The following is a 24,766-nucleotide window of genomic DNA, read 5'->3' as shown; positions in this document are numbered from 1 at the left end:
CTGCGGGGCCGGTCGACGGTCCTTCCTCGCCCGCCTGCCGGCCCGGTCCGTCGCTCGCGATCGCCCGGCGCCGCCCGGTGTCGCGTCGGCCGGTCGACCGGCCCCGGGGCGGGTCATGATGGGGATCTGACGGGCCGTTCGGGGAGAGGGCGAGGAACAGGTGCGATGAGTGCGGGAGGACAGCTGCTGCCGGTGACGCCGGCGCTCGGGGCCGCCTGCGCGGTGCTGCTGGCCGCCGCGGCGCTGGTCGCCGGCCTCGGCGGGCTCGGCCACGGCCGGGCCGTGCTCCGGGCCGGGGTGCGGGCGGCCGTGCAGCTGGCGGTGGTCGCGCTGGTCATCGCCTGGGTGGTGCGCTCGCTGTGGGCGTCCGCGCTGTTCGTGCTGCTGATGTTCGCGGTCGCGGTGCGCACCGCCGGCCGACGCGTCCTGGAGGGCCACGTGGGCGGCGGCCGGTGGCAGTGGGCCTGGGCGGCGGCGCCGATCGCCGCCGGGGTGGGACCCGTGCTGCTCCTGCTCGCGGCGACCGGCCTGCTGCCGCCGCACGGCCTGAGCGTGATCCCGGTCGCCGGCATCCTGATCGGCGGGGCGCTCACCGCCACCTCGCTGTCCGGCCGCCGCGCCCTGGACGAACTGCGTTCCCGGCACGGCGAGATGGAGGCCGCTCTCGCGCTGGGCTTCGAGGACCGCGACGCCCGCCTGGAGATCTGCCGCGCCGCCGCGGCGACCTCCCTGGTGCCCGCCCTGGACCAGACCCGCACCGTCGGCCTGGTCACCCTGCCCGGGGCGTTCGTCGGGATGCTGCTCGGCGGCGCGAGCCCGGTGGAGGCGGGCGCGGTGCAGCTGTTCGTCCTGGTCGCCCTGCTCGCCGTCGAGGCGGTCGCCGTCACCGTGGTGCTGGAACTGGTGGGCCGGGGCCGTCTCGGCGGCTGACCCGCGGCCGACGCGGCTCACAGTTCGTGTCGGGCGCCGTCGGCGACGGCGCGCAGCTTGTCGGGGTTGGCCACGTTGTGGATGGCCGAGATCCGGCCCTCCGGGTCGAAGTCGAAGGTCATCGTGGCGACCACCCGGTCCGGTCCGCGGAAGACCACGCCGGGACCGCCGTTGATCGAGGTGAGCTCCGCCCGCATCTGCCCCGGCTCGATGCCCTGGTAGCTGGCGGTGCCGAGCCCGGCGAACCAGCGGGCCACCGTCTCCAGGCCGACGACCGGCTTGAGGGCCTGACGGACCTTGCCGCCGCCGTCGGTCCACAGCGTCACGTCGGGGGAGAGCAGCTCCATCAGGGTGTTGAGGTCGCCGCCGGTCGCCGCCGCGAAGAACCGCTCGGTGACGTCGCGCCTGCGGGCCGGGTCGGCGGTGAAGCGGGGCCGCCGGGCCCGGACGTGTTCGCGGGCGCGGTGGCCGGCCTGCCGGACCGCCGCCTCCGAGCGGTCCACCGCCTCGGCTATCTCCGGGTAGCTGAACGCGAAGGCCTCCTTCAGCACGAACACCGCGCGCTCCAGCGGGCTCAGCGTCTCCAGGACGACCAGCAGCGCCATCGAGACCGAGTCCGCCGCGGCCACGCCGTCGGCGGTGTCCGGGCCGGTCAGGAGCGGCTCGGGCAGCCAGGGCCCGACGTACGTCTCGCGCTGGTGGCGGGTCGAACGGAGCCGGTCCATCGCCAGGTTGGAGACGATCCGGGTGAGGTAGGACTTGGGGTCGGCGACCTGCGAGCGGTCGGCCGCCGACCACTTGAACCAGGCGTCCTGGACCGTGTCCTCGGCGTCGACGGCGGAGCCGAGGATGCGGTAGGCCACCGAGAACAGCAGGGTGCGGTACTGCTGGAAGGCGAGCTGGTCGGGGCCGGTCTGCTGGGGCTGTGTCACTTCGCGTTCCTGATCCGGGTGTAGCGGCCGCCGCGCGGCCAGACGGCGCCCGAGGCGGGCATCTTCTTCATGCGGGCGAAGGTCGGCCACGGCGCGGCGCTGACCGTCTCCTTGTACTTGGCGGCCCGCTTGCCGGTCAGCACGATCCGGCGCGGGCTGTCGTCGGGGCGGGTGAACTGTACGACGGCGTCGCCCCGGCCGAGGCTGACGGGCGTGTGGTAGTAGCCGAAGCGGAAGGGCTTGGGCTCCTTGCCCGCCAGCACGCGCAGGATCGACAGGGCCGCGTGCACGCCGGTGGGCATGCCGCCCTGGCAGGTCCCGTGCATCACGCCGTAGCGCTGGCGGATCGCCGCCGCGTCGCCCACCGCGTACACGTCCGGGTGGGAGACCGAGCGCAGGGCGCCGTCGGTGACCACCCGGCCGCGCTCGTCGACGGTCAGGCCCGCGGCGGCGGCCAGCGGCGGGACGCGGGTGCCGCTCGTCCACAGGACCGCGGCCGCTTCGACGACGGTGCCGTCCGCGAGCTCGACGCCGTCCGGCAGCACCTCGGCCACCTCGACGCCGCTGCGCACCTGAACGCCGAGCCGGGCGAGCGCCGCGTCCAGGTACGCCTTGGCCTTGGGGTGCAGGCCGGTGCCGGGCTCGCCCCGGCCCAGCAGCACCACCTGGAGCTCCGGGTGGCTCTCGGCGATCTCCGCGGCGGCCTCGACGCCGGTGAGGCCGCTGCCGCCGACCACCACCGTCCCGCCGTCGAGCCGGGCCAGCCGGTCGGCGAGCAGGGCGGCGTCCTGCGGGCCGTCGAGGGTGTAGGCGTGGTCAGCCACGCCGGGCACGGCGGCGGTGTCGGCGACGCTGCCCAGTCCGTAGACCAGGGTGTCGTAGCGCAGCACCCGGTCGTCGTCGATCCGGACGGTCCTCGCCCCGGCGTCCACGGCAGTGACCCAGCCGCGGACGAAATCGGCCCCGGTGCCGTCCAGCAGCTCCGGAATGCTCAGCTCGGCCGTCTGCCGGCCGGTGGCGGTCAGGTGCAGCCGCAGCCGCTCCGTGAAGGTGTCGTAAGGGTTGACCAGCGTCACCCGCAGGTCCCCGCGCTTCCTGGTGCGGGCGGCGAGCTGGATCGCCGCCGAGAGCCCGGCGTAGCCGGCGCCCAGGACCAGGACCTCGTGTCGCCGTGCTGCTGTCGCGTTCATCGCTCCACTGCCTCTTTCGCGTCGGTCGTTCCCCGCTGTGCGGACCACCACCAGACGCAAGCACCCGCTCCGTTCGTGACACGGGGCCGATGTGACCCGCGACACAGCGTGCGGCGCAGCCCCCGGGTGTCGCAGTGTGGCAGGTCGGTCGAGGCGGCGTCGGCGCGGAATGCCGAAGGGCCCGCACCGCGTCAATGACGCGATGCGGGCCCCTGGTTGCCGGGCCGGTGCCGGCGCTGGAGGAATTACAGCGGGCGAATGTTCTCCGCCTGCAGGCCCTTCTGGCCCTGCGCGACGTCGAACTCGACCTTCTGGCCCTCGAGCAGCTCACGGAAGCCGTTGGCGTTGATGTTCGAGTAGTGGGCGAACACGTCCGGACCGCCGCCGTCCTGCTCGATGAAACCGAAGCCCTTTTCCGCGTTGAACCACTTCACGGTGCCGTTGGCCATAACGAAATCTCCTTCGAGGTGCTGTCCGGAACCCGCACCGTGCGGGCTCCGAGTCGCCGCGATGAGCACCCACCCGGGAAATGAGCCGGGAAAAGAAAATGCGCCTGCGACACATCAGCAGGCGCACACAAGAATCATGGGAACCACTACTGCAACTGTTTCGACTGTAACAGGCCGCCGCCCGCGACGACGTGACCTCCCCGCCGCGTGTCCTCGGCCGGGCACCGTGCCGGCCTGCGCCGCTCCGGTCGGCGGACCCGCGTCAGTCCTGGTCGAGGCAGAGGCAGAACGGGTGGCCGGCGGGGTCGAGCATCACCCGGACGTGCCGCTGCGGCTGGGACTCCGCCGCCGTGGCTCCCAGGGCGAGTGCGTCGGCGACGGCCGAGTCCAGGTCGCCGACCTGGAAGTCGAGGTGCATCATCGGGCGCTGCTGCCCGTCGACCGGGGGCCAGACCGGGGGCCGGTAGCCGTTCGCCTGCTGGAACACCAGGAACGGCCCGTGCGGGGAGGCGGCGACGACGGCCGTCCCGGGTTCCTCGTGGCCGACCGGCCAGCCGAGGAGTTCCGCGTAGAACCGGGCCGGACCACCGGGGTCCGGCGCCTCGATGGTCGTGCCCCACCACATGCCGCCCGTTCGCGATCTCATGCGGGCAGCGTGCCGCACGCCGGAAGCGGGGGACGGTGGGCGCGACGGAGCGTCTGGCCGTTCGGGTGAAGCGTGCGGCGCGGCTGGACGGTGCGCCGGCGATCCGCCGGTACGACGGGAGTCCGCGCACCGTCGCGCCGGTGGCCCGCCCGCGCCCCGGCCGGACCCGAAGGAGCATCCGCCGTGGCCGTTCACCCCGCGCTCGGCCGTGGAGCGGCGGAGCCGGTCCTCGCGCGCCGCGCCCTGCCGGACCCCGTCCCGGAGACCGGCCCGGCCGACCCGAAGACCAACCCGGCCGCCCCGAAGGGGGACCCGGCCTGACCGGGCCGCCCCGTTCGCACCACTCGCATCCGTCGCCGGAGCCGGGCCGCCACGGCACGCCCCCGCCCGGCCCTCCCACCCGAAGGGCTCCCCCGATGTCCGAGACGCCTCTCGTGTCCCCCGACGACCTGCTGGCCGCGCTGGCACCCCGGCCGGGCGCGGTCGAGCGGGTCGGGGTGGAGGTCGAATGCGGTCTCCTCGACCCGGCGACCGGACGCAACGCGCGCTACCTGGGCCCGTCCGGCGTGCGGGCGGTGCTGGAGGAGGTGCTGCGGAGCTGGGGCGGCCGGCCGGAGGAGGACGGCGGGCAGCTGACCGGGGTGCGGTTGCCCGACGGCAGCAGCGTCACGCTGGAGCACGGTGGGCAGATCGAGTACTCCTCCACGCCCGGGCCCGGCGTCGGCGCGGCCGTGCAGGAGGTCCGGTCGGCGCTGGAACGGCTCGCCGAGCTGTCCGCCGGATTCGGCCTGGCCCTCGTTCCCGGCGGCAACCTGCCCTTCGGCGGGCTCGCCGACGTCGACTGGGTGCCGATGAGCCGGGGCGCCGTCATGCGGCAGTACTTCGCCGAGCTGGGCCCGGCCGGGGCCCGCGCGCCGCAGGTGATGGCGCTGTCGCTGTCCACCCAGGTCACCCTGGACTTCCTCGGCCCCGAGGACTTCACCCGCAAGCTGCGGATGCAGACCGCGGCCGCGCCCGTGGTGTCCGCCCTGCTCGTCAACTCGCCCCTCCATGACGGCCGTCCGTGCGGGCTGCTGTCCCACCGGGCCTGGGGCTGGTTGCGCACCGACCCGCAGCGCAACGGCCTGCTCCCGCCCGGCCTGCGCGCCGACGTGAGCGCCGGGGACCTGGTCGACTGGGCGCTCGGCATCCCGCTGATCCACTACCGCACCGGCGACGGCCGCTACCGCCGCGCCCCGGACGGCACCTTCGCCGATCTGCTCCGGGACGGCCTGCACGACGGCGCCCCGCCCACCGCGGCCCACTGGGCCGGCCACCTCGCCCAGCTCTGGACCGACACCCGGGTGCGCCGCACCCTGGAGGTGCGCGGCGCCGACGGCCCGCCGCAACGCCACCTCGCCGCCCTGCCCGCGCTGTGGACCGGCCTCAGCTACCACCCCGAATCGTGTGCCGAGGCCTGGGAGTTGACGCGGCACCACACCGCCGAGGAGCACCGCGCGGCGCGCGCCGAGCTGCCGGCCCGCGGATTGGACACCCGCCTCGGCGACACCCCGGTGCGTCCGCTCGCGGCCGAACTGCTCCGGCTGGCCCGGGCCGGGCTGGAGGCCCGGGTCGCCGCGGGCCTCGAACCGCGCCACGTCCCGTCCTACCTGGACCCGCTGGAGGAGATCGTCGCCACCGGCCGCACTTTCGCCCAGCAGTGCCTGGACCGCTGGGAGGGAGACCTGAACGCCGACCCGGCCCGGTACGTCGCCGCCCACCGGGTCTGACCGTCGATCCCGATCCACCCCGCTGGCCGTCGACAGCTTGACCATTGCTTGCGTTGATTTTCGTCGTTCGGTCGATTTTTTGCAGTGGCCTCGCTACGCTCCCGGGTATGACGAAGAAGCTGGACGAGGTGGCCCGGTTCGCCGGCGTGAGCACGGTGACGGTGAGCCGGGTGCTGCGCAACCGGCCCGGGGTGGCGCGGGAGACCCGCCAGGCGGTCCTGACGGCGCTCGACGTGCTGGGCATCGAGCGCCCCGCCGACTTCCGCTCCGAGCGGGCGCCGCTGGTCGGTCTGGTGGTGCCCGACCTGCAGAATCCGGTCTTCCCGGCGTTCTGCGAGGTGCTGGCGGGGGCGCTGAGCAAGCAGGGGCTGATGACGGTGCTCTGCACCCGGACGGCCGACGGGGTGTCGGAGGCGAACTACATCGAGATGCTGCTGCGGCAGAACGTCGCCGGCATCGTGTTCGTCGGCGCGAGCTACGCCGACGCCGGGCCGGAGCAGGGGCGGGCGCTGCGCGAGCGCGAGGTGCCGGTGGTGCTGATCAACGCGGCCGACGGGCACCGCGGTTCGGCCATGATCTCGGCCGACGACGCGGCCGCCGTCGAGCAGTCGCTGGCCCACCTGGAGGCGCTCGGGCACGAACGCATCGGCCTGCTGCTCGGCCCTGCGGGGCACGTTCCCTCCGTACGCAAACTCGATGCCTTCGCCCGGCACCTGCGCCGCCGCGGGCGGGACGGGGAGGTGGGCCGGCTGGTGGCGCACGCGATGTTCTCGATGGACGGCGGGGCGGCCGCCGTACCCCGCCTGGTGCAGGCCGGGGTGAGCGCGGTGGTGTGCGCGAGCGACGCCCTGGCGCTGGGGGCGATCCGGCGGCTGCGACGGGAGGGGCTGGACGTCCCGGGGGACGTCTCGGTGGTGGGGTTCGACGACTCCCCGTACATGATCGCCACCGAGCCGCCGCTGACCACGGTGCGCCAGCCGATCGCCGCGATGGCCGCAGCGGCGGCAAAGGCCCTGGTGGACCAGATCGAAGGGCGCGGGACGGCGGCCGAGGAGGTGCTGTTCGAGCCCGAGCTGATCGTGCGCGGGTCGACCCGGACGGCGCCCGCGGTGGTGGCGATCCGCGGCTAGGTCACGAAAACATGTCGTGGTGCAAGGATATTGCGTTACACCGTTGACTCTTTGCGTTAACGCTGTCAGTGTCGGGGCCATCGACGAGCGCCCGATGCGATCAGCCGGGCCTCTTCATCCGTCATACCGCTTGCGCGTCGGACACCGCTGCGCGCAAGCGGTTGCAGGAACCACGGAAGGTCCGATCAGCATGGGCAGCAACAGAATCCGCCGTGTCTCCGCCGTGGCGCTGGCCGCGGCGACCGCCCTCACCGCCGGCGCGTGCGGCAGCAGCGGCGGCACCGGCAGCGGCGACGCGGGCGGCGTGGTCACCATCTCCGTCAACGGGCTCCCCCGGCGACCCAGACGGTGGACCGCAAGAACTTCGAGGACGACGTCAAGGCGTTCGAGGCCGGCCACCCGAACATCAGGATCGACGCCCACGAGGGCCTGATGGACCCGAAGACCTTCGCCGCCAAGCTCGCCGGCGGGCAGCTGGAGGACGTCTATTACGTCTACTTCACCGACCCCGCGGGGCTGATCCAGCGTCACCAGGCCGCCGACATCACCCCGTACCTGAAGGACGTCCCCGCGCTCGCCGACATCAAGCCCGAACTGCAGAAGGTCTTCACTGGCAAGGACGGCAAGGTCTACGGCCTGCCCACCGGCAACTACTCGATGGGCCTGGTCTACAACCGGGAGCTGTTCGCCAAGGCCGGCCTGGACCCGGACAAGCCGCCCACCACCTGGGACGAGGTCCGCACCGCCGCGCAGAAGATCACCGCGCTGGGCGACGGCGTCACCGGCTACGCCGACTTCTCCAAGAACAACCAGGGCGGCTGGCACCTCACCTCGTGGATCTACTCGCTGGGCGGCGACGTCGCCGCCCAGGACGGATCGGGCAAGTGGAGGGCCACGGTCGACTCCGAGGCGGCCCACAAGGCGCTGCAGTACCTGCACGACATGCGGTGGACCGACAACACCATGGGCAGCCGTCAGCTGCTGGAGATCCCCGACGTCCAGAAGACGATGGGCGCGGGCAAGCTCGGCATGTACCTCGCCGGCCCCGACAACATCCCCACCATCGTCAAGCAGTTCGAGCGCAAGTACGACGAGTACGGCCTCGCGGCGATGCCCGGCACCGCGACCCTCGGCGGCGGCGACGGCTTCATGTTCAACCCCAAGGACAGCGCCGCCAAGATCAAGGCGGGCCTCGCCTGGATCCAGTGGAAGTACCTCAACCCCGACCGCCAGGAGGAGACCGACCGGAAGTCGGCCGGCTCCGACATCCCGATCGGCCTGCCCCAGCCCGACCTGTTCGACGGCCGGAGCGGCGAGACCGTCAAGGCGGCGCACGCGAAGTACGCGAACGTCCCGCAGCGGAACTACCAGCCCTTCACCGACCGGTCCGCGAACGTCGAGGTCAAGGTCGAGCCGCCGAACGCCCAGCAGATCTACACCGTGCTGGACGGCGTGATGCAGGCCGTGCTGACCAAGCAGGACGCCGACCTCGACGGCCTGCTGAAGGACGCGCAGAAGAAGGTCGACGCGGTCCTCGCCACCGCGCAGTGAGCCCGAGCGGAAAGCCCATCCCCATGAAGGTCGACACCGTCGGCGCACCGCGCCGCACCCGGCAGCGGCCCGCCGCCGCCCCCGCACCGGCCCCCGCCCCGCACCGGGCGGCGCTGCGCCGGCGGATCGCCGACAACCTCGCCGGGTACCTGTTCCTGGCCGGTGGCATCCTCGCGTTCGCGCTGTTCTCCTGGTACCCGATCGTCCGCGGGTTCCTGCTGAGCTTCCAGCAGGTCAACTTCGCCCAGCCGGCCACCTGGGTGGGCCTGGACAACTTCCAGCGCCTGTTCGACGACCCGCTGTTCCTCACCGCCTGGCGCAACACCCTCTGGTTCACCGCGCTGGCGCTGGTGTTCGGCTTCGCCGCCCCGTTCGTCACCGCGATCGTGCTCAACGAACTGCGCCACGGCCGCGCCTACCTGCGGATGACCGTCTACCTGCCGGTGATGCTGCCGCCGATCGTCACCGTGCTGCTGTGGCGCTGGTTCTACGACCCGGGCCCCGGCCTGTTCAACCACGCGCTGGCGGTCCTGCACCTGCCGCCGCAGCAGTGGCTGGAGTCGGAGAACCTGTCGATGCTGTCGCTGGTCCTGGTCTCCACCTGGGCCAACATGGGCACCACGACGCTGATCTACCTCGCCGCGCTGCAGGGCGTGCCCGGCGAGCTCTACGAGGCCGCGCAACTGGACGGCGCGTCGATCCGGCAGCGGCTGTGGCACGTGACGATCCCGCAGATGCGCTTCATCCTGCTGATCACGCTGCTGCTGCAGGTGATCGGCACCATGCAGGTGTTCATCGAGCCGTTCGTGCTCACCGGCGGCGGCCCGAACGACGCCACCGTGACCGTCCTGCTGCTGCTCTACCGGTACGCCTTCGTCTACAACGACTTCGGCCTGGCCAGCGCGATGAGCACCGTCCTGTTCGTGGTCCTCGGCGCCTTCGCCGGCCTCTACCTGCGCCTGACCCGCTCCAAGGGCTGAGAGGAACCCGCCATGGCCACCGCCGACTCCCCGGCCCGCACCCTCATCGCCCCGGCCGAGCTCGACCGCCCGCTCGGGCGCGCGCTCTACCGGACCGTGCTGGGCACCGTCCTGGTCACTTTCACCGCCGCGTTCGTCTTCCCGCTGTACTGGATGGTCTCCGGGGCGCTGAAGTCCTCCGCCGAACTCGCCCAACCCGACCCCGCGCTGATCCCGCAGAGCTTCCATCCCGAGAGCTACACCCAGGCGTGGAGCAGCACCGGCCTGAGCCGCTACTTCCTCAACACCCTGCTGCTGGCCGCCGGCGCCCTGCTGTTCCAACTGGTGGTGGACGTCTGTGCGGCGTACGCGCTGTCCAAACTGCGGCCGGTGCTGGGCAACGTGGTGCTCGCGATGATGCTGGCCACCCTGATGCTGCCGGTGTCCGCGCTGCTGGTGCCCACCTACCTGACGGTGGTGGACATCCCGCTGATCCACGTCAACCTGATCAACACGCCGTTCGCGATCTGGCTGCCCGCCTGCGCCAACGCCTTCAACATCTTCGTCCTGAAACGGTTCTTCGACCAGATCCCGGAGGAGCTGATCGATGCCGCCCGGATCGACGGCGCGGGCAACCTGCGGATCCTGGCGCACGTCGTCCTGCCGCTGGCCCGCCCGGTGCTCGCGGTGGTGTCCATCTTCGCGGTGGTCGGGGTCTGGAAGGACTTCCTGTGGCCGCTGCTGACGCTGCCCGACCCCAGGGGCCAGCCGATCACGGTCGCCCTCAACACCCTCGCCAACGACATGCCCGCCAACCAGCTGCTGGCCGGCATGGCGATGGCCAGCATCCCGCTGCTGGTGATCTTCCTGGTCTTCCAGCGGCACATCATGGCGGGCCTGACCGCGGGCAGCCTCAAGGGCTGAAACCCGCCCGCGACAGGACGACCGACATCGCCCCCGGCCCGTTCCGCACGCATGCCGCCCACCCCGGCGCCGACCTCCCGGGGACGGCGGCCGCCCCACCGACCCGGCGCCGGCCGAAGCAGCCGCTCGACCCGGCCGGCGCCGCCGCCCCACCCCCACCCCACCCCCACACCGGGAGCCCCCGCGCCCCGGTCACCTTCGGGAGCCCACGTGTACCGTGCACCCGGCACCACCCGTACCGGCCGCGCCACCGGCGCCGCCCGCCCCGCCCGCAAGGCCACCGCGCTCGCCGCGGCCGCCGCCGTCGTCGCGGTCCTGGCCCTGTGGTCGCTCGCCCCCGGCGCCGCCCAGGCCGCCTCCGTCGTGCTGGAGGCCGAGTCCGCCACCCTGGCCGGCGGCGCCGCCACCGCCACCGACCACGCCGGGTACACCGGCACCGGCTTCGTCGGCGGCTTCACCGACGGCAACAAGGGTGCGGCGAAGACCTCCTTCACCGTGCAGGCCGCCACCGCGGGGGCCGCCACCGTCGCCGTCCGGTACGCCAACGGCACCGGCTCCGCCAAGACCCTGACCCTGCTGGTCAACGGCGCCTCCGCCGGGCAGGTGACGCTGCCCGCCACCGCGAACTGGGACACCTGGGCGACCGTCCAACAGACCGTCACCCTGACCGGCGGCGCGAACACCGTCGCCTACGCGTTCACCGCCGCCGACAGCGGCAACGTCAACCTCGACAACCTGACCGCCACCACCGGCGGCAGCACGCCCGGCGGCGCCCTGGAGGCCGAGTCCGCCACCCTGGCCGGCGGCGCCGCCACCGCCACCGACCACGCCGGGTACACCGGCACCGGTTTCGTCGGCGGCTTCACCGACGGCAACAAGGGCAACGCCACCACCACGTTCGCCGTCACCTCCGCCGCCGCGGGCAGCGGCACGGTGAGCATCCGGTACGCCAACGGCACCGGCTCCGCGAAAACCCTGACCCTGCTGGTCAACGGCGCCTCCGCCGGGCAGGTGACGCTGCCCGCCACCGCGAACTGGGACACCTGGGCGACCGTCCAACAGAGCGTCAGCTTCGCCGCGGGCGCCAACACCGTCGCGCTGAAGTTCACCGCCGCCGACAGCGGCAACGTCAACCTCGACAGCCTCACCCCCGCCACCCCGACCGGCACGGCCGACCCCAGCCCGTCGCCGAGCGGCTCCGGCACCCCCGACCCGACCGGCGTCGGCGCCACCCTCCCGTACACCGGCTACGAGGCCGAGGCCGGCGCCACCAACGGCACCGTCCTCACCCCCGACCGCACCTACCTCAGCGTCGCCTCGGAAGCCTCCGGCCGCAGCGCCGTCACCCTCTCCGCCACCGGCCAGTACGTCGAGATCAGGCTCACCGCCCCGGCCAACGCCCTCAACCTGCGCTACGCGCTGCCCGACAGCAGCGACGGCAAGGGCCTCGACGCCACCCTCAGCGCCTACGCCGACGGCCAGGCCCTGCCCGACCTGCAGCTGACCTCCCGTTACGCCTGGGTCTACGGCGCCTACCCGTACACCAACAATCCCGGAGACGGCGAGGGCCACCGCTTCTTCGACGAGACCCGGGTCACCCTCGGCCGCACCCTGCCCGCCGGAACCGTGCTGCGCCTGCAGAAGGACGCCGGCGACACCGCCGCCTCCTACACCGTCGACCTGGTGGAGGCCGAACTGACCGGCGTGGCCGGCACCCTGCCCGCCGGGTACGTCTCCGCCGCCGACCTCGGCGTCACCCCCGGCAGCCAGGACGTCACCGCGGCCCTCAACAACGCCCTGGCCACCGCGAAGAGCCAGGGCAAGGGCCTGTTCCTGCCGGCCGGCAGCTACGTCGTCTCCGACCGGGTCAACCTGTCCGGCGTGAAGCTGCGCGGCGCGGGCGTCTGGTACACCGTGCTGCGCGGCACCGGCCTCAAGGGCGGGCTGTACGGCACCGGCGGCACCAGCACCGTCGAGAACCTGATGATCGACGGTCAGAACACCGTCCGCGACGACGCCGGCGGCCAGGCCGGCATCGAAGGCGACTTCGGCACCGGATCCGTCATCAGGAACGTGTGGATCCAGCACACCAAGGTCGGCCTCTGGATCAACGCGCCGACCAAGGGCCTGCAGGCCAGCGACCTGCGCATCCGCAACACCTACGCCGACGGCGTCAACCTGCACGGCGCGGTGGACAGCACCGTGGTCTCCAACAGCAGCATCCGCGGCACCGGCGACGACGCCCTCGCCATGTGGTCCGACGGCGCGGCCGTCACCAACAGCGCGTTCCGCAACAACACCGTGCAGCTGCCCTCCCTCGCCAACGGCGCGGCCGTGTACGGCGGCAGCGGCAACAGCGTCGAGCACAACCTGATCTCCGACACCGTCACCGCCGGCGCGGGCATCACCGTCTCCACCCGCTTCGGCCAGCCCTTCACCGGCGCCACCACGGTCACCGGCAACCTGCTGCGCCGCACCGGCAGCCTCGAAGTCAACTGGAACTCCAAGCTCGGCGCGGTGTGGGTCTACGCCGACCAGAGCGACATCACCACCCCCGTCGTGCTCGACGACAACACCGTCGAGGACTCCACCTACAGCGGCCTCCTCCTCTCCTGGCAGAAGCAGATCGCCGACCTGCGCGTCGACGGACTGACCATCACCAGGACCGGAAACAACGGCATCGAGGGCAACGCCGCCGGCCACGGCACCTTCTCCCGCACCACGGTGACCGCCACCGCCGACGTCCCGCTGAACGTGACCGGCGGCTTCACCATCCAGCGCGGCACCGGCAACAGCGGCTGGTAGCCCCGCCCGCACCACGGTCCCGAACGGGACCACCCGCCCGGCCCGCCCGCACCCGCGGGCGGGCCCCGGGCCCGTCCACGAACAAGGAGAACACCCCCGTGACCCCCGTGCGCAAGCCCACCGACCGCCCCACCCGGCCCTGGTGGCGCACCGCCGCCATCTACCAGGTCTACGTGCGAAGCTTCGCCGACGGCAACGGCGACGGCGTCGGCGACCTCGCGGGCGTGCGCAGCCGCCTGCCCTACCTGCGCGACCTCGGAGTGGACGCCCTCTGGTTCAACCCCTGGTACCTGTCCCCGATGGCCGACGGCGGCTACGACGTCGCCGACTACCGCGACATCGACCCGCTGTTCGGCACCCTCGCAGAAGCCCAGGACCTCATCGTCGACGCCCACGACCACGGCCTGCGCGTCATCGTCGACCTGGTCCCCAACCACTGCTCCGACCAGCACCCGTGGTTCCGGCAGGCCCTCGCGGCCGGCCCCGGCTCCCCGGAACGCGAACGCTTCTGGTTCCTCCCCGGCAAGGGGAAGGACGGCGAACTGCCCCCCAACGACTGGCAGTCGTACTTCGGCGGCAACGCCTGGACCCGCAGCGTCGACCCCGACGGCACCCCCGGCGACTGGTACCTGCACCTGTTCGCCCCCGAGCAGCCCGACCTCAACTGGGAACACCCCGAAGTCCGCGCCGAGTTCGAGGACGTCCTGCGGTTCTGGCTCGACCGCGGCGTCGACGGCTTCCGCATCGACGTCGCCCACGGCCTCGCCAAGAAGCCCGGCCTGCCCGACGCCGGACCCGCCCCCGACCCCACCGACCTGCCCTACCAGGACGTCGACACCGTCCACGACATCTACCGCTCCTGGCGGAAGATCACCGACGGCTACCCGGGCGAGCGGGCCTTCGTCGGCGAGGTCTGGCTCCCCACCCCCCAGCAGTTCGCCCGCTACCTGCGCCCCGACGAGCTGCACTCCGCCTTCAACTTCGAGTTCCTGTGCTGCGCCTGGGAACACGACGCCGTCCGCGGCGTCGTCGACGGCACCCTCGCCGCCCACGCCGAGGTCGGCGCCCCGCCGACCTGGGTGCTCTCCAACCACGACACCATCCGCCACGTCACCCGCTACGGCCGCGCCGACACCTCCTTCGACATGGGCGACAAGCGGCTCGGCGCCCCCACCGACCCCGCACTCGGCCTGCGCCGCGCCCGCGCCGCCGCCCTGCTCACCATGGCCCTGCCCGGCGGCGTCTACGTCTACCAGGGCGACGAACTCGCCCTCGGCGAGGTCGAGGACCTCCCCGACCACCTGATCCAGGACCCGACCTTCGCCCGCTCCGGCGGCGCCGACCGCGGTCGCGACGGCTGCCGCGTCCCCCTGCCCTGGGCCGGTTCTGACGCCCCGTTCGGTTTCTCCCCCGAAGGCGCGGCCGTGCCCTGGCTCCCGCAGCCCGCCGACTGGGCCGGCCGGAGCGTCGCCGCGCAGAGCGCCGACCCGCACTCCGCGCTGACCCTCTACCGCACCGCCCTGCGCCTGCGCCGCACCGACCTCGCCACGCTGCCCGAGAGCCTCGACTGGCTCCCCGCCGACCCCGGCGTCCTCGCCTTCACCCGCGACGGCGCCTTCGCCTGCCTGGTCAACTTCACCGACCGGCCGACGGCCCTCCCCACCGGCAGCACCCTCCTGCTCGCCAGCGCCCCGCTCGACGGAGACCTGCTGCCCCCCGACACCACCGCCTGGCTCCGGCTGCCCACGACCGGCAACTGACGGACCCTCACCCCCACCCGTCACTGCCCCGCCGCGGCGTTCACCCGCTGGAGTGAACGCCGCGGCGCACACCCGAAGCGGCCCTTGGAAGCGCCGATCGGGAGCGGCTGCGACCGAAATAGACTCCAGCCCCATGTCGCTCTGGCTCCTCAACCACCTCAGCACCACCACGCTGGCCGTCGTCGCCGTCGGCGCAACCGTCCTGCTGGCCGTCGCCGGCAGCGTGCTGCTGCGCCGCAGACACCCGTCGCTGGCCCGCGGGGAGCACAACGACATGGTCGGCGTGACCCTCGGCATGTTCGGCGCCATCTACGGCATCATCCTGGCGTTCGTGATCGTCACCCTGTGGACCCAACTCGAGGACGCCCAGACCATCGTGGCCGCCGAGGCCACCGACACCGCACTCATCGCCCGGGACGCCACCGCGTTCCCCGACCCGATCCGGGCCCGGCTCGACTCCGCCCTGAGCGGCTACGTCCACGCCGTCGTCGAGGACCAGTGGCCCCGCATGCGCACGGGAGACCCCAGCTACGGCGCCACCGAGGTCCACCTGCAGGACGCCTACACCGCCCTCCAGACCTACGACCCGCAGGGCCAGGCCGAGCAGGTCTTCTACGAGCAGGCCGTCGACCACCTCAACGACGTCGCGTCCCAGCGCCGCGCCCGCATCACCATGGCGCGCCGCGAACTGCCGCCGCTGCTCCAGGCGCTGGCCTTCGGCGGCGCCCTGGTCCTGATCCCGCTGACCTTCCTCTACGGCCTGCGCAAGCTCCGGGTCCAGGTCCTGTTCGTCGCCTCGGTCGCCGGGCTGGTCGGCTTCAGCCTGCTGCTGGTCTTCGTCCTGGACCGCCCCTTCTCCGGCGACCTCAGCGTCAGCCCCGCCCCCTACCGCGAAGGAGCCCTCGCCCAGTTCTGGACCCAGGACTCGGCGGCGCCCGCCCGGCCCTGAAAAACGGCGCCCTGCGGCTGAACGGCCCAGGCGGCGGTGCCGGACCGCCGCCGAGCACCTTGGATGGGAGGAACACCCCAACCAATCGACCAGGGAGGTCGGCCATGGGCATCTTCGACCGGTTCAAGGACCAGGCCAAGGACAAGGCCAAGGACGTCAGCGACACCGCGGAGGAGCAGGTGAACGAGAAGACCGGAGGCAAGTACACCGACCAGGTCGACAAGGCCCAGCAGCAGGCGGAGCAGCGGATGGGCCTCGGCGCCGACGAACCCACCGACGACGAGTAGTCAGCGGACCGCGCCCGTGCGGGCCTTCCCGGGCCGGACAGGACGCCGAGCCCCGCGGACACCGGCACCAGCCGGTCTAGGCTTGCCCGGTGACCGATGAACAGGAACAGGACCGGGTACAGCCGTCCGGAGTCTGGGCCACCGCCGTAGGGGTGGCCCGGGTGCGGGCGCTGGAGACCGCGCGCGAGAACCCACTGTTCCGCGACCCGCTGGCCCACGCCTTCGCCGCCGCCGGCGGCCTGTGGCCCACCCCGCCGCCCCGGCCCGACGACGACGAGGCGGCGCGCCGCCGACGACTCGCCGTGTCGGCGTCCATCGTCATCCGGACGAAGTTCCTCGACGACCTGCTGCACCAGGCCTCCTCGGCCGGCGTGCGGCAGGTCGTCCTGCTCGGCGCCGGCATGGACAGCCGCGCCTTCCGGACCGACTGGCCCGCGGGCACCCGCCTGTTCGAGGTCGACACCGCCGCCCCCCTGGACTTCAAGGCCGCCGTGCTGCGCCAGGAGCGGGCCGTCCCGCGCTGCGAGCGCATCACCGTCGCCGTCGACCTGCGGGACGACTGGCCGAGCGCCCTGGCCGCCGCGGGCCACGACCCGGCCGCGCCCACCGCCTGGATCGCCGAAGGACTGCTGATCTACCTGCCCGAGGACGCGGTCGAACTCCTGCTGACCCGGATCGGCGCCCGGTCCGCCGCCGGCAGCCGGCTGGGACTGACCCTCGGCTCGCGCGGCGTGCTCGAACGCTACGCCGCGGACGCCGCGCCCGGATCGGCGGCCTCCCTGTGGGTCTCCGAGATGCCCGACGACCCGGTCGCCTGGCTGGCCGGCCACGGCTGGGAAGCCGAGACCCACACCCTGCGCGAGCGCGCCGCCGCCTACGGCCGCCCGCTCACCGCCCCGCCCCAGCGCGCGGAGCAGCACGGCGGCCTGATCTCGGCCGTCCGCCGGTAGCGCGCGTCGCGACGCGTCCCGCTGCCACCGCCCGACGTACCGTCACATCCGGTACCGAGAAAGGCTCGTGATGCGCAGTGTGACCTACGCGATGGGCGTCTCGCTCGACGGCTACGTCGTCGGGCCGGACGGCGGCTTCAACTGGACCGCCCCCGACGAGGAGTTCTTCCGCTTCGCCACCGAGGAGGTGCGGGCCCTCGGCGTGCACCTGCTGGGGCGGCGGCTGTACGAGGCGATGCTGTACTGGGAGGGCGTCGAGCAGAGTCCGTCGCTCGACTTCTCCACGCGGGAGTTCGCCGCGCTGTGGAGGGCGCTCCCCAAGGTGGTCTTCTCCAGCACGCTCTCGTCGGTCCAGGGCAACGCCCGGCTGGCCTCCGGCAGCCTGGCGGAGGAGATCGAGCGGCTTCGGGCCGAGCCGGGGGAGGGCGACATCGCGATCGGCGGCGCCGCCCTCGCCGTCCAGGCGGCAGACCTGGGCCTGATCGACGAGTACCGGCCCCGCGTCCACCCCGTACTGGTCGGCGGCGGAACCCCGTTCTTCCCCCGGCACGAACGCCGGGTCGACCTCGACCTCGTCGAGACCCGCACCTTCCCCTCGAAGGTCGTCGCCCTCCGCTACCGCGTGGACCGCTAGGCCCTCCCCTTCGGATCGTGCCGGGCGTGCGCCGCCGGATCACCCGGCTGAAAGCACCGGCAATAAACCCAAGTACACCCAGTACGAGAGCATTTCGCCGGCACTCCCGGCCGGGCGCCCGTCACCGCGCGCTGATCAGGCAAGATCCGAAGGCGAGGGCCTAGCCGTCCGGGGTATGGGCGAGGGTGTGGCGGAGGGTGTCGAGGCGGGCGAGGTGCGCGTCGTAGGACGCGGTGACGGCGGCGAGGTCGCGGCGGAGGGTCTGCCGGGTGCGGTCGACGCCGTCGAGGAGGTGCTGCCAGGGGTCCGCGGGCCGGGCGGGGTGCGGGTCGTGGGTCCGGTCAGGCGCGTCGTCGATTGCTGTCATGGCGGAGTCGGTCGGTGCGGTGGGTCAGGGCGTCGAGGCGGTCGGCTAGGTCGGTGTGGTCCTCGCCCAGGTGGGGGCGTATGCCGGCGAGCGGCTCCACCAGGTCGGCGGCGTCGGCGGTGCCCAGTGCCGCGGTGAGGGCGGACTGGGCGGGCCGGGCCGCCGGCGCGAGCCCGGCGGCGGCGATCCGGGCGGCGAGGATCCGCAGTTCGGCCGCGTGCTCGCGGGCCCAGGCGGTGACGGCCCGTTCGGCGGCCCGGCGGTCGCGGACGGCCTTGACCCGTTCGGCCCCGGTGCCGCGGTCCTCCGCGTCGGCCGCGCGGCCGGTGGGGCGGAGCCGGAGGTAGCGGTTCTCGGCGGCCTGCCGGCTGGCCACGCCCATCGGGCGGGCGAGGTCGGCCCAGGTGGCACCGGCAGCGCGGGCGCTCTCCACCAGACCGGCCTCCCAGCCGGCGAGCTGGGCGCGCAGTTCGCGCAGCAGGATCAGCGTGGCGAGCGCCGGAGCGGGATCGTCGGCCTGCGGATCCCCGGCGCCGCCCGTACCCGTTCCGGCCGAGTCCGCGCGGGCGGCGCGGACGGCGTCGTCGATGGCGGCCAGCGCCGCTGCCGCGGCCAGGAAGGTGACGGGCTCGGCCGCGGCCTCGCGGTCGGTCGCGGTGCTCGGTCGCTTCTCGTTCATGGTGTCACTCTACCGACGACTTCCAGTGTTTGTCATCGGATGGATGACGTGCTACAACCGTGTCAGGTGAAGCGCACTGGCACCCATTCGACTTACGGAGGTGTTTCGCGATGCTGATGCGCACTGACCCGTTCCGCGAACTGGACCGCCTGGCCCAGCAGTTCGTCGGCGGGGCGACAGGTACGTGGTCCCGGCCCGCACCGATGCCGTTGGACGCCTGCCGGGCCGGCGACGAGTACGTGGTCTGCTTCGACCTGCCCGGCGTGGACCCGGCGGCAATCGACATCGACGTCGAGCGGAACATGCTCACGGTCAAGGCCGAACGCCGCCCCCGGCACCAGGGCCCGGACGTCAAGTGGGAACTGTCCGAGCGGCCGCTGGGCGTCTTCTCCCGGCAGATCATGCTGTCCGACACCCTCGATCCGGAGGGCATCACCGCGGACTACGACGCCGGCGTCCTGACCCTGCGCATCCCGGTCGCGGAGCGCGCCAAGCCCCGGAAGGTCACCGTCGGCCACCGCGGTTCCGCCCAGCAGATCAGCGCCTGACCAGCACCGACGCCCTGCCGCCGCCCCTTCCGCTCCCGCCCGGGCCGGAAGGGGCGCGCCGCCCGACCAGGAAGGCCACTCCCATGACCCGGCACCGCCGCCTCGTCCACCAGGTCCGAGCAATGGGCCGCTACACCACCGACGAGGAGGCCGAACGCGTCCTGACCGCCGTCGTCACCCAGCTCGGCGCCCAACTCACCGGCGACGAGCGCTGCGACCTGGCGAGCGCGCTGCCCGACCAGACCCGCGCAGCCCTGGTGGCCCAGATCCCGCTGCCCGCTCCGGTCAGCGCGCCCGCGTTCGTCGAGGCCCTCGCCCACACCCTCGGCACCAGCCTCGCCGCCGCCCGGTGGGACGCCTCCAGCGTGCTGGCCGCGCTGACGCCGCTCGCCGGACCCGAACTCACCGACCGGCTGCTCGCCCGACTCCCGCGCGGCTACGCCCTCCTGTTCGGCCGCCCCGACCTGGCTGCCGCCGCCTGAGCCGGACCCGGCACAGCCTGCCCCAGCAGGAGGAGGCACCGCTCATGTCCACCGACCGACGGCTTCCCGTGCTCCCCGCGCCTTCCCCGCCCTCCAGCTGGAACGCCGGGCCACCGGCGGTGCGCGCCGCCGTCCAGAAGCTCCCGGGCGGCGTCCGCGTCGTCCGGCTGGCCGGCGAGATCGACCACGACGGGTCCGAGCCGGTGCGCCGGACCCTGGACCGGGCGCTGCAAGCCCCGCCGCCCCTGCTGGTGCTCGACCTCGCCGGGGTGGCCTTCTGCGACGTGGCGGGCCTCAACCTGCTCCTCCACACCCGCGAGGCCGCCCGCAGGGCGAACGTCCGCCTCGTCCTGGCCGGGCCGCGCCCGCAACTGCTCCGGCTGCTCGAAGCCGCCGGCGTCGAGCAGGCCTTCGCGGTCCGCGACACCGTCGCCGCGGCCCTCGCCGACCGCCGGGGGCCGGGATGAACGGGACGGACCACGAGCGGGGGCGCCGTCACCGGGAGGCGCCGCGCCCGGCCCGCCGGGCCCTGGCGCCCGGCAGCAGGGCCACCGCGAACTCCACGGTCCCGATGGCCAACAGGTAGCGCAGTCCGGTGGCATCGCGCGGGCGGCGGGGTCAGGCTCGAACCATGGCGATCATCGTGCTGTTCGCGCTGCGGGCCGACCAGGAGATCGGTCCGGACGGGGTCGAGCCTGCCGTGGTGGCGGTGCACGCCGCCGGTTCCGACCCCGACGTGCCGGAGGACCCGCTGCCCACCACGCTGTGCGGCCTGGACACCGCGCCCATGGAGCACGCGCACTACGAGCGCACCGCCCCCGGGCAGCCCTGGTACCCCGCGGCCCTCGCCGAGCAGCGCTGCCGGGAGTGCGACCGCGCGCTCCAGTCGCTGTGACGGGGCGGCGCGCCGGTCGGGCCGGGAGAGTCCTGAAACAGCGTCAGATCAGGTGCCGGTGCATCAGCGTGCACATCGTCTCGTAGCGGTGCAGGGAGCCGTCCGCCGCCTCCACGTCCCAGGACTCGGGCCGCCGGCCGAAGGGCCGGTAGCCCAGGCGTTCGTAGAGGGCCCGGGCGCGGGGGTTGCTCTCCTCGACCGCGAGTTCGGCGCGGTCCAGGCCCCGGCCCGCGATGCGCCGCTCGGCGGACCGGATCAGCAGCGTGCCGATCCCGCAGGACTGCAGAGCCGGGTGGACCCCGAGCTGCCAGAGCGTTCCGGCCCCCGGCGCGACCGTGTAGTCGACCCCGCCGACCGCCACCGGCAGACCGACCGGCGTGCACACGGCCAGGTAGTCGACCTCGCCGGCCCCGGCCCGGCGGATCTGCTGGACCAGTTCGCGCACGTGCTTGGGGGAGCCGGCCCAGTCGCAGGCGGGCAGGTCCGCCTCGACGAGATCGCGCACCACCAGTTGCAGCCTGACCTCGTCCATCGCCGCCTGCTCCCTCCATCGCCGACCGACTCCCATTGCAGCGACCCCGCCCCGGGGCCGTCCACCGGATTTCCGCGGAACCCGGCCCGTCAACGGCCGGGTCCCCCGGAGGGCTTCGGGCTCGGACGCGCCGACAAGCACCAGGCCCGTGGGGTTCAGGCGCCGCCGGCGGGGTCGCAGGTCAGCAGGCCCGTCACGTAGTTCATGTCGGTCCCGTAGCCCGCGAAGGTCCCCCACTCGCCGGCCTGGAGGGTCCGGCAGGGGGAGCTCTGGCCGTCGGTGTACTGGACGGTGACGCTGACGGCCGCGTCGCAGCCGTTGGCGACCTGGGTGTAGCGCCAGCTCGAGTAGTACTGCACGCACGACGGAGCCGGGGTGCCCGCGGCGGCCGAAGCGGCCGAAGCGGACGGGGCGGCGGCGAGCGCGGCGAGGAGGGCGGTCGCAGCGAGGGCGACGGAACGGGACGCGTGGCGAAGAGTGTTCGTCATGCCCGCACCTTGAACCGGCCCGGACTTTTTGCGCAAGTGGCTGAAAACATTTTCAGCCACGGCGGTCCGGCCGGTCGGGAGCGGATCCACCGGAGGGTGGGCACCAAGAAGGTGCTGCGCCCAGACGCGGAAACCTCATGCGGCGAGAGTAGACATTGGTCAATGGCGTGTGTAGTGTTTCTGGTGTTGGAAGAGTAGGACCGAAGGGCAGGCAGACACGAACTGCCTGGGCAGTACCGCAGTTGGCAGGACCAGTAGTGATGCAGGAGGCGTGCAGGTCGTCAGTACGCGGGGCCCGGTCATGGCAGAAGGGCTTGCGGCGGAAGACGGGTGACCTGCCAGGCGTCGCCGGCCCGGTTGTGCGTGGGGTCGGAGGCGGTGGCGGTCGCGCACGCGTAGGACGCAGGACCGCAGTAACGCAGAACGCAGTACATCCGTCCACCTCGGAGGAGAAGGGAAGGGTTCACCCCGTCGGGTCGCCCGCCGCGGCACGCAGTACCAGCCGGGCGGTCACCGCAGTAGCCATCGTCATGGAACGTCATGGAAGAGGTGGTCCTCGGTCACGCATACGCGATCCCCGCATGCTGTCCCTCTCCGGGACAACGCGGACACAGCAGCCCGGCGTACCGGCCGGCAGCAGTAGTGCAGTTGATGGTGTAGTGAATCCACATATCCCTGGGCCCCGGCGCACATCAGCGCCGGGGCCCTCGACCCGTTTTCCGAGAAAGAAGGTGCCGGTGGAACAGGCCACCCTCGCCACCAACCACGACACGGCGGATCACATGAGCGCAGAGAGCAAGTTCGACGACGACGACTACCCCGCCTACACCATGGGCCGGGCCGCAGAGATCCTGGGCACCACGCCGGGCTTCCTGCGCAGCCTCGACGAGGCCAGACTCATCACCCCGCAGCGGTCGGCAGGCGGCCACCGCCGCTACTCCCGCTACCAACTGCGCATCGCCGCCCGCGCCCGCGAACTCGTCGACCAGGGCACCGCGCTCGACGCCGCGTGCCGGATCATCATCCTGGAAGACCAGCTCGAAGAGGCCCTGCGGATCAACGCCGAACTCCGCGGCGACCGGACCTGAGAGTCGGCCGCGAGGCCGGGCCTCTCGGTCCGTGAGCGTTCGACCGCGAAGGCGGGCTGAATTCGTCAACTCGACCAGCGGCAGCGCGGGTTGACGGCATCGAGGGTGTCGCTCCGCCGGCTCCGGGAGCGGGCTGCCGGGCGACCGGAGCGGACGTGTCCCGTCGACCCGGCCCCGTTCGCCACCGCGGGCACGGCCGCAGCCACCGCGACCGCCGTCACGCGCTCCTGCGGCCTGGACGTCTGGCCGGTGGTGGACCATGACGGAGGGGCCCCGGCCGAGGGATCGGCCGGGGCCCCGTGCGGTGAGCATCCGTCAGGAGGTGCTCACCGCAGCTCGGGCAGCTCAGCGCTGCAGGGTGAGGACGCCCGGCCGCCACGGCAGCTGGTCGTAGGGGCCGCCGGCCGAGGGCGACTTGCCCTGGTAGAGGAACTGCAGGTTGCAGGGGTCGATGGTCATCGTCTGGTCGGGGTTGTTGCGGACCAGGTCGCCGTGGCTGATGTCGTTGGTCCAGCTCGCGCCGCTGTTGGCCTTGCCCGCGAAGGGGTAGCTCTCGCTGGCGGCCTGCGGGGTCCACGAGCCGCTCAGACTGGTGGCGGTGAAGGAGCGGAAGTACCGTCCGTTCGACCCCTGGGCCTCGACGATCATGAGGTACTGGTTCTGCCCCTGGACCTTGTAGACCTGGGGCGCCTCGAACAGGTTGGCCGCGGTGTCGGTCATGACCGTGGTGTAGGAGGAGCCGAAGCTGCCGGGGAAGTTCCCGATCGGCATGCTCGCCCGGTAGATGCTGCCGTTGTCACCGGCGAAGAACAGGTACATGTTCTGGCCGTCGGCGATCAGCGTCTGGTCGATCGGACCGGTTCCGGAGTTGGGGATGCTGCCGGTGAACAGAGGCTGCGGCGCGGACCAGCCGTTGGGGTTGGTCGGGTCGCTGGAGGTGCGGTAGATGAACGGCCACGCGCCCCACTGGTACGCGAGCACCCAGATGTTCTTCGGCGCGAAGTAGAACAGCGTGGGCGCCACCGCGGACTGGCTCATGCCGGTCTGCGCGGCCGAGGCCATGTCGGACCAGTTGGTGAACGGCGCGAACGCCATCGAGCCGTACGAGGAGCCGTTGACGTTCGACGCGTAGACCAGGTGCTTGCCGTTGTAGACCACGTTGGTGAAGTCCTTCACCGCGGCCCAGCCGTTGGCCGGTTGCGCCAGCGCGCCCGTGGACGACCAGCGGTAGGTCGACGGGAGGGTGCAGCTGCCGCCGGTCGGCGGGGGAGTGGTCGGCGTGCTGCCGGTCAGGCCGGTCCACTGCTGGTTGCTGCGGCCGTTGCAGGTCCACAGTTCCACGGCGGTGCCGTTGGCCGTGGCGCCGCCGGTGACGTCCAGGCACAGCCCGGACTCCACGCCGACGATGGTGCCGTCCGAGTTGACCTTCCACTGCTGGTTCGCGGCGCCGCTGCAGGCCCAGATCTGCACCCGGGTGCCGGCCGTGGTGGCGTGGTTGGGAACGTCGAGGCACTTGTTGCCGTAGACGGTCAGCTGGTTGGCGGAGGTCAGGGTCCACTGCTGGTTGGTGCCGTTCCAGCAGTCGTAGATCTGCAGCAGCGCGCCGTCGGTCTGACTGCCGTTCGCCACGTCGAGGCACCGACCGGAGCCGGTGCTCTTCAGGGCCCCGGTGGTGGCCGCCTGGGCCGCCGGGCCGGCGACGAGCATCGCCGCCAGCGCCGCGACGGCCGCGAGCACCGCGGTGAACACCACCGACAGCTGCCTGCGGTGGGAGTGTTGTCTCTGCATGGGGCTCCTCATGGTTCCGAGTCGGGGCGAGGGG

The 24,766-nt window shown here is 72.9% G+C and carries 27 protein-coding genes; 18 read left to right on the top strand and 9 right to left on the bottom strand.

What is annotated here, in order from left to right; all coding sequences use genetic code 11:
• The first annotated feature begins 165 nt into the window (after nucleotides 1-165).
• The gene (locus BX266_RS02735; protein WP_099897330.1) at nucleotides 166-930 is read left to right on the top strand and encodes an ABC transporter permease; all 765 of its coding nucleotides are present in this window, start codon (nucleotides 166-168) and stop codon (nucleotides 928-930) included.
• A 17-nt stretch (nucleotides 931-947) separates the two neighbouring features.
• On the opposite strand, the gene BX266_RS02730 is transcribed toward BX266_RS02735, so the two are convergent.
• The 4 genes from BX266_RS02730 to BX266_RS02715 all read right to left on the bottom strand — a co-directional run bounded on the left by BX266_RS02730 (nucleotide 948) and on the right by BX266_RS02715 (nucleotide 4,147).
• Nucleotides 948-1,862 carry an RNA polymerase sigma-70 factor gene (locus tag BX266_RS02730; protein ID WP_099897329.1) on the bottom strand — a complete coding sequence of 305 codons (915 nt, stop codon included), beginning with the start codon at nucleotides 1,860-1,862 and terminating at the stop codon, nucleotides 948-950.
• The gene (locus BX266_RS02725) at nucleotides 1,859-3,052 is read right to left on the bottom strand and encodes an NAD(P)/FAD-dependent oxidoreductase (RefSeq protein ID WP_099897328.1); all 1,194 of its coding nucleotides are present in this window, start codon (nucleotides 3,050-3,052) and stop codon (nucleotides 1,859-1,861) included. Before BX266_RS02725 ends, BX266_RS02730 begins: the two co-directional genes overlap by 4 nt.
• A 245-nt stretch (nucleotides 3,053-3,297) precedes the next feature.
• Complete coding sequence (locus tag BX266_RS02720) at nucleotides 3,298-3,501, bottom strand: cold-shock protein (RefSeq protein WP_099897327.1); 204 nt, start codon at nucleotides 3,499-3,501, stop codon at nucleotides 3,298-3,300.
• 262 nt (nucleotides 3,502-3,763) lie between these two features.
• Nucleotides 3,764-4,147: a VOC family protein gene (locus BX266_RS02715; RefSeq protein ID WP_259464503.1), complete on the bottom strand. Its 384-nt coding sequence runs from the start codon at nucleotides 4,145-4,147 to the stop codon at nucleotides 3,764-3,766.
• 183 nt (nucleotides 4,148-4,330) lie between these two features.
• Between BX266_RS02715 and BX266_RS38325 the strand changes: the two genes are divergently transcribed.
• The 12 genes from BX266_RS38325 (at nucleotide 4,331) to BX266_RS02660 (ending at nucleotide 17,865) form a co-directional block, all read left to right on the top strand.
• Nucleotides 4,331-4,468, top strand: a complete 138-nt coding sequence (locus tag BX266_RS38325) for a hypothetical protein (protein ID WP_180290351.1) — start codon at nucleotides 4,331-4,333, stop codon at nucleotides 4,466-4,468.
• Between the two features lie 95 nt (nucleotides 4,469-4,563).
• Entirely contained in the window at nucleotides 4,564-5,916 is a 1,353-nt protein-coding gene (locus BX266_RS02710) for a glutamate-cysteine ligase family protein (protein WP_099897325.1), read from the top strand.
• Nucleotides 5,917-6,023: 107 nt separating this feature from the next.
• Nucleotides 6,024-7,046 (top strand): LacI family DNA-binding transcriptional regulator, encoded by a 1,023-nt coding sequence (locus BX266_RS02705; protein ID WP_099897324.1) that lies wholly within the window; start codon nucleotides 6,024-6,026, stop codon nucleotides 7,044-7,046.
• 348 nt (nucleotides 7,047-7,394) lie between these two features.
• A complete protein-coding gene (locus tag BX266_RS02700; RefSeq protein ID WP_259464502.1) occupies nucleotides 7,395-8,597 on the top strand; it encodes an extracellular solute-binding protein in 1,203 nt (400 codons plus the stop codon).
• A gap of 23 nt (nucleotides 8,598-8,620) precedes the next feature.
• A complete protein-coding gene (locus BX266_RS02695; RefSeq protein ID WP_099897323.1) occupies nucleotides 8,621-9,577 on the top strand; it encodes a carbohydrate ABC transporter permease in 957 nt (318 codons plus the stop codon).
• Nucleotides 9,578-9,589: 12 nt separating this feature from the next.
• Entirely contained in the window at nucleotides 9,590-10,480 is an 891-nt protein-coding gene (locus tag BX266_RS02690) for a carbohydrate ABC transporter permease (RefSeq protein ID WP_099897322.1), read from the top strand.
• Nucleotides 10,481-10,690: 210 nt separating this feature from the next.
• Nucleotides 10,691-13,285: a carbohydrate-binding protein gene (locus tag BX266_RS02685; protein WP_259464501.1), complete on the top strand. Its 2,595-nt coding sequence runs from the start codon at nucleotides 10,691-10,693 to the stop codon at nucleotides 13,283-13,285.
• A 98-nt stretch (nucleotides 13,286-13,383) separates the two neighbouring features.
• Nucleotides 13,384-15,045: a glycoside hydrolase family 13 protein gene (locus tag BX266_RS02680; protein ID WP_259464500.1), complete on the top strand. Its 1,662-nt coding sequence runs from the start codon at nucleotides 13,384-13,386 to the stop codon at nucleotides 15,043-15,045.
• Nucleotides 15,046-15,178: 133 nt separating this feature from the next.
• Nucleotides 15,179-15,994, top strand: coding sequence for a DUF4239 domain-containing protein (locus tag BX266_RS02675; protein WP_099897320.1), 816 nt, complete (start codon nucleotides 15,179-15,181; stop codon nucleotides 15,992-15,994).
• Nucleotides 15,995-16,098: 104 nt separating this feature from the next.
• Nucleotides 16,099-16,281 (top strand): antitoxin, encoded by a 183-nt coding sequence (locus BX266_RS02670; protein WP_099897319.1) that lies wholly within the window; start codon nucleotides 16,099-16,101, stop codon nucleotides 16,279-16,281.
• Nucleotides 16,282-16,370: 89 nt separating this feature from the next.
• Nucleotides 16,371-17,231 carry an SAM-dependent methyltransferase gene (locus tag BX266_RS02665; RefSeq protein WP_099897318.1) on the top strand — a complete coding sequence of 287 codons (861 nt, stop codon included), beginning with the start codon at nucleotides 16,371-16,373 and terminating at the stop codon, nucleotides 17,229-17,231.
• Between the two features lie 70 nt (nucleotides 17,232-17,301).
• Nucleotides 17,302-17,865: a dihydrofolate reductase family protein gene (locus tag BX266_RS02660; protein WP_099897317.1), complete on the top strand. Its 564-nt coding sequence runs from the start codon at nucleotides 17,302-17,304 to the stop codon at nucleotides 17,863-17,865.
• 160 nt (nucleotides 17,866-18,025) lie between these two features.
• Here BX266_RS02660 and BX266_RS02655 read toward each other — a convergent pair whose 3' ends face one another.
• Together BX266_RS02655 and BX266_RS02650 are read right to left on the bottom strand one after the other, a co-directional pair.
• Complete coding sequence (locus tag BX266_RS02655; protein ID WP_099897316.1) at nucleotides 18,026-18,232, bottom strand: hypothetical protein; 207 nt, start codon at nucleotides 18,230-18,232, stop codon at nucleotides 18,026-18,028.
• Nucleotides 18,207-18,911, bottom strand: a complete 705-nt coding sequence (locus BX266_RS02650) for a hypothetical protein (RefSeq protein ID WP_099897315.1) — start codon at nucleotides 18,909-18,911, stop codon at nucleotides 18,207-18,209. Before BX266_RS02650 ends, BX266_RS02655 begins: the two co-directional genes overlap by 26 nt.
• A gap of 110 nt (nucleotides 18,912-19,021) precedes the next feature.
• On the opposite strand from BX266_RS02650, the gene BX266_RS02645 reads away from it, so the two are divergent.
• From BX266_RS02645 to BX266_RS02630, 4 genes are all read left to right on the top strand, one after another.
• Complete coding sequence (locus BX266_RS02645; RefSeq protein WP_099897314.1) at nucleotides 19,022-19,459, top strand: Hsp20/alpha crystallin family protein; 438 nt, start codon at nucleotides 19,022-19,024, stop codon at nucleotides 19,457-19,459.
• An 83-nt stretch (nucleotides 19,460-19,542) separates the two neighbouring features.
• Complete coding sequence (locus BX266_RS02640; RefSeq protein WP_099897313.1) at nucleotides 19,543-19,941, top strand: DUF2267 domain-containing protein; 399 nt, start codon at nucleotides 19,543-19,545, stop codon at nucleotides 19,939-19,941.
• Nucleotides 19,942-19,985: 44 nt separating this feature from the next.
• Nucleotides 19,986-20,408 carry an STAS domain-containing protein gene (locus BX266_RS02635; RefSeq protein ID WP_099897312.1) on the top strand — a complete coding sequence of 141 codons (423 nt, stop codon included), beginning with the start codon at nucleotides 19,986-19,988 and terminating at the stop codon, nucleotides 20,406-20,408.
• A gap of 164 nt (nucleotides 20,409-20,572) precedes the next feature.
• Nucleotides 20,573-20,836, top strand: coding sequence for a hypothetical protein (locus BX266_RS02630; protein ID WP_099897311.1), 264 nt, complete (start codon nucleotides 20,573-20,575; stop codon nucleotides 20,834-20,836).
• Between the two features lie 43 nt (nucleotides 20,837-20,879).
• On the opposite strand, the gene BX266_RS02625 is transcribed toward BX266_RS02630, so the two are convergent.
• Nucleotides 20,880-21,368, bottom strand: a complete 489-nt coding sequence (locus BX266_RS02625; protein WP_099897310.1) for an N-acetyltransferase — start codon at nucleotides 21,366-21,368, stop codon at nucleotides 20,880-20,882.
• A 155-nt stretch (nucleotides 21,369-21,523) separates the two neighbouring features.
• Nucleotides 21,524-21,856, bottom strand: coding sequence for an alpha-amylase (locus BX266_RS02620; protein ID WP_099897309.1), 333 nt, complete (start codon nucleotides 21,854-21,856; stop codon nucleotides 21,524-21,526).
• 782 nt (nucleotides 21,857-22,638) lie between these two features.
• Here BX266_RS02620 and BX266_RS02615 point away from each other — a divergent pair.
• Entirely contained in the window at nucleotides 22,639-22,944 is a 306-nt protein-coding gene (locus tag BX266_RS02615) for a MerR family transcriptional regulator (RefSeq protein WP_099907305.1), read from the top strand.
• A gap of 345 nt (nucleotides 22,945-23,289) precedes the next feature.
• Here BX266_RS02615 and BX266_RS02610 read toward each other — a convergent pair whose 3' ends face one another.
• Nucleotides 23,290-24,732 carry a non-reducing end alpha-L-arabinofuranosidase family hydrolase gene (locus BX266_RS02610; protein ID WP_099897308.1) on the bottom strand — a complete coding sequence of 481 codons (1,443 nt, stop codon included), beginning with the start codon at nucleotides 24,730-24,732 and terminating at the stop codon, nucleotides 23,290-23,292.
• Between the last annotated feature and the right edge of the window lie 34 nt (nucleotides 24,733-24,766).

Origin of the sequence: Streptomyces sp. TLI_171 (assembly GCF_003610255.1) — a bacterium.
Lineage (GTDB): Bacteria > Actinomycetota > Actinomycetes > Streptomycetales > Streptomycetaceae > Kitasatospora.
Note: the sequence above shows the minus strand (reverse complement) of the source record. Positions and strands in the feature narration are given on the sequence as shown.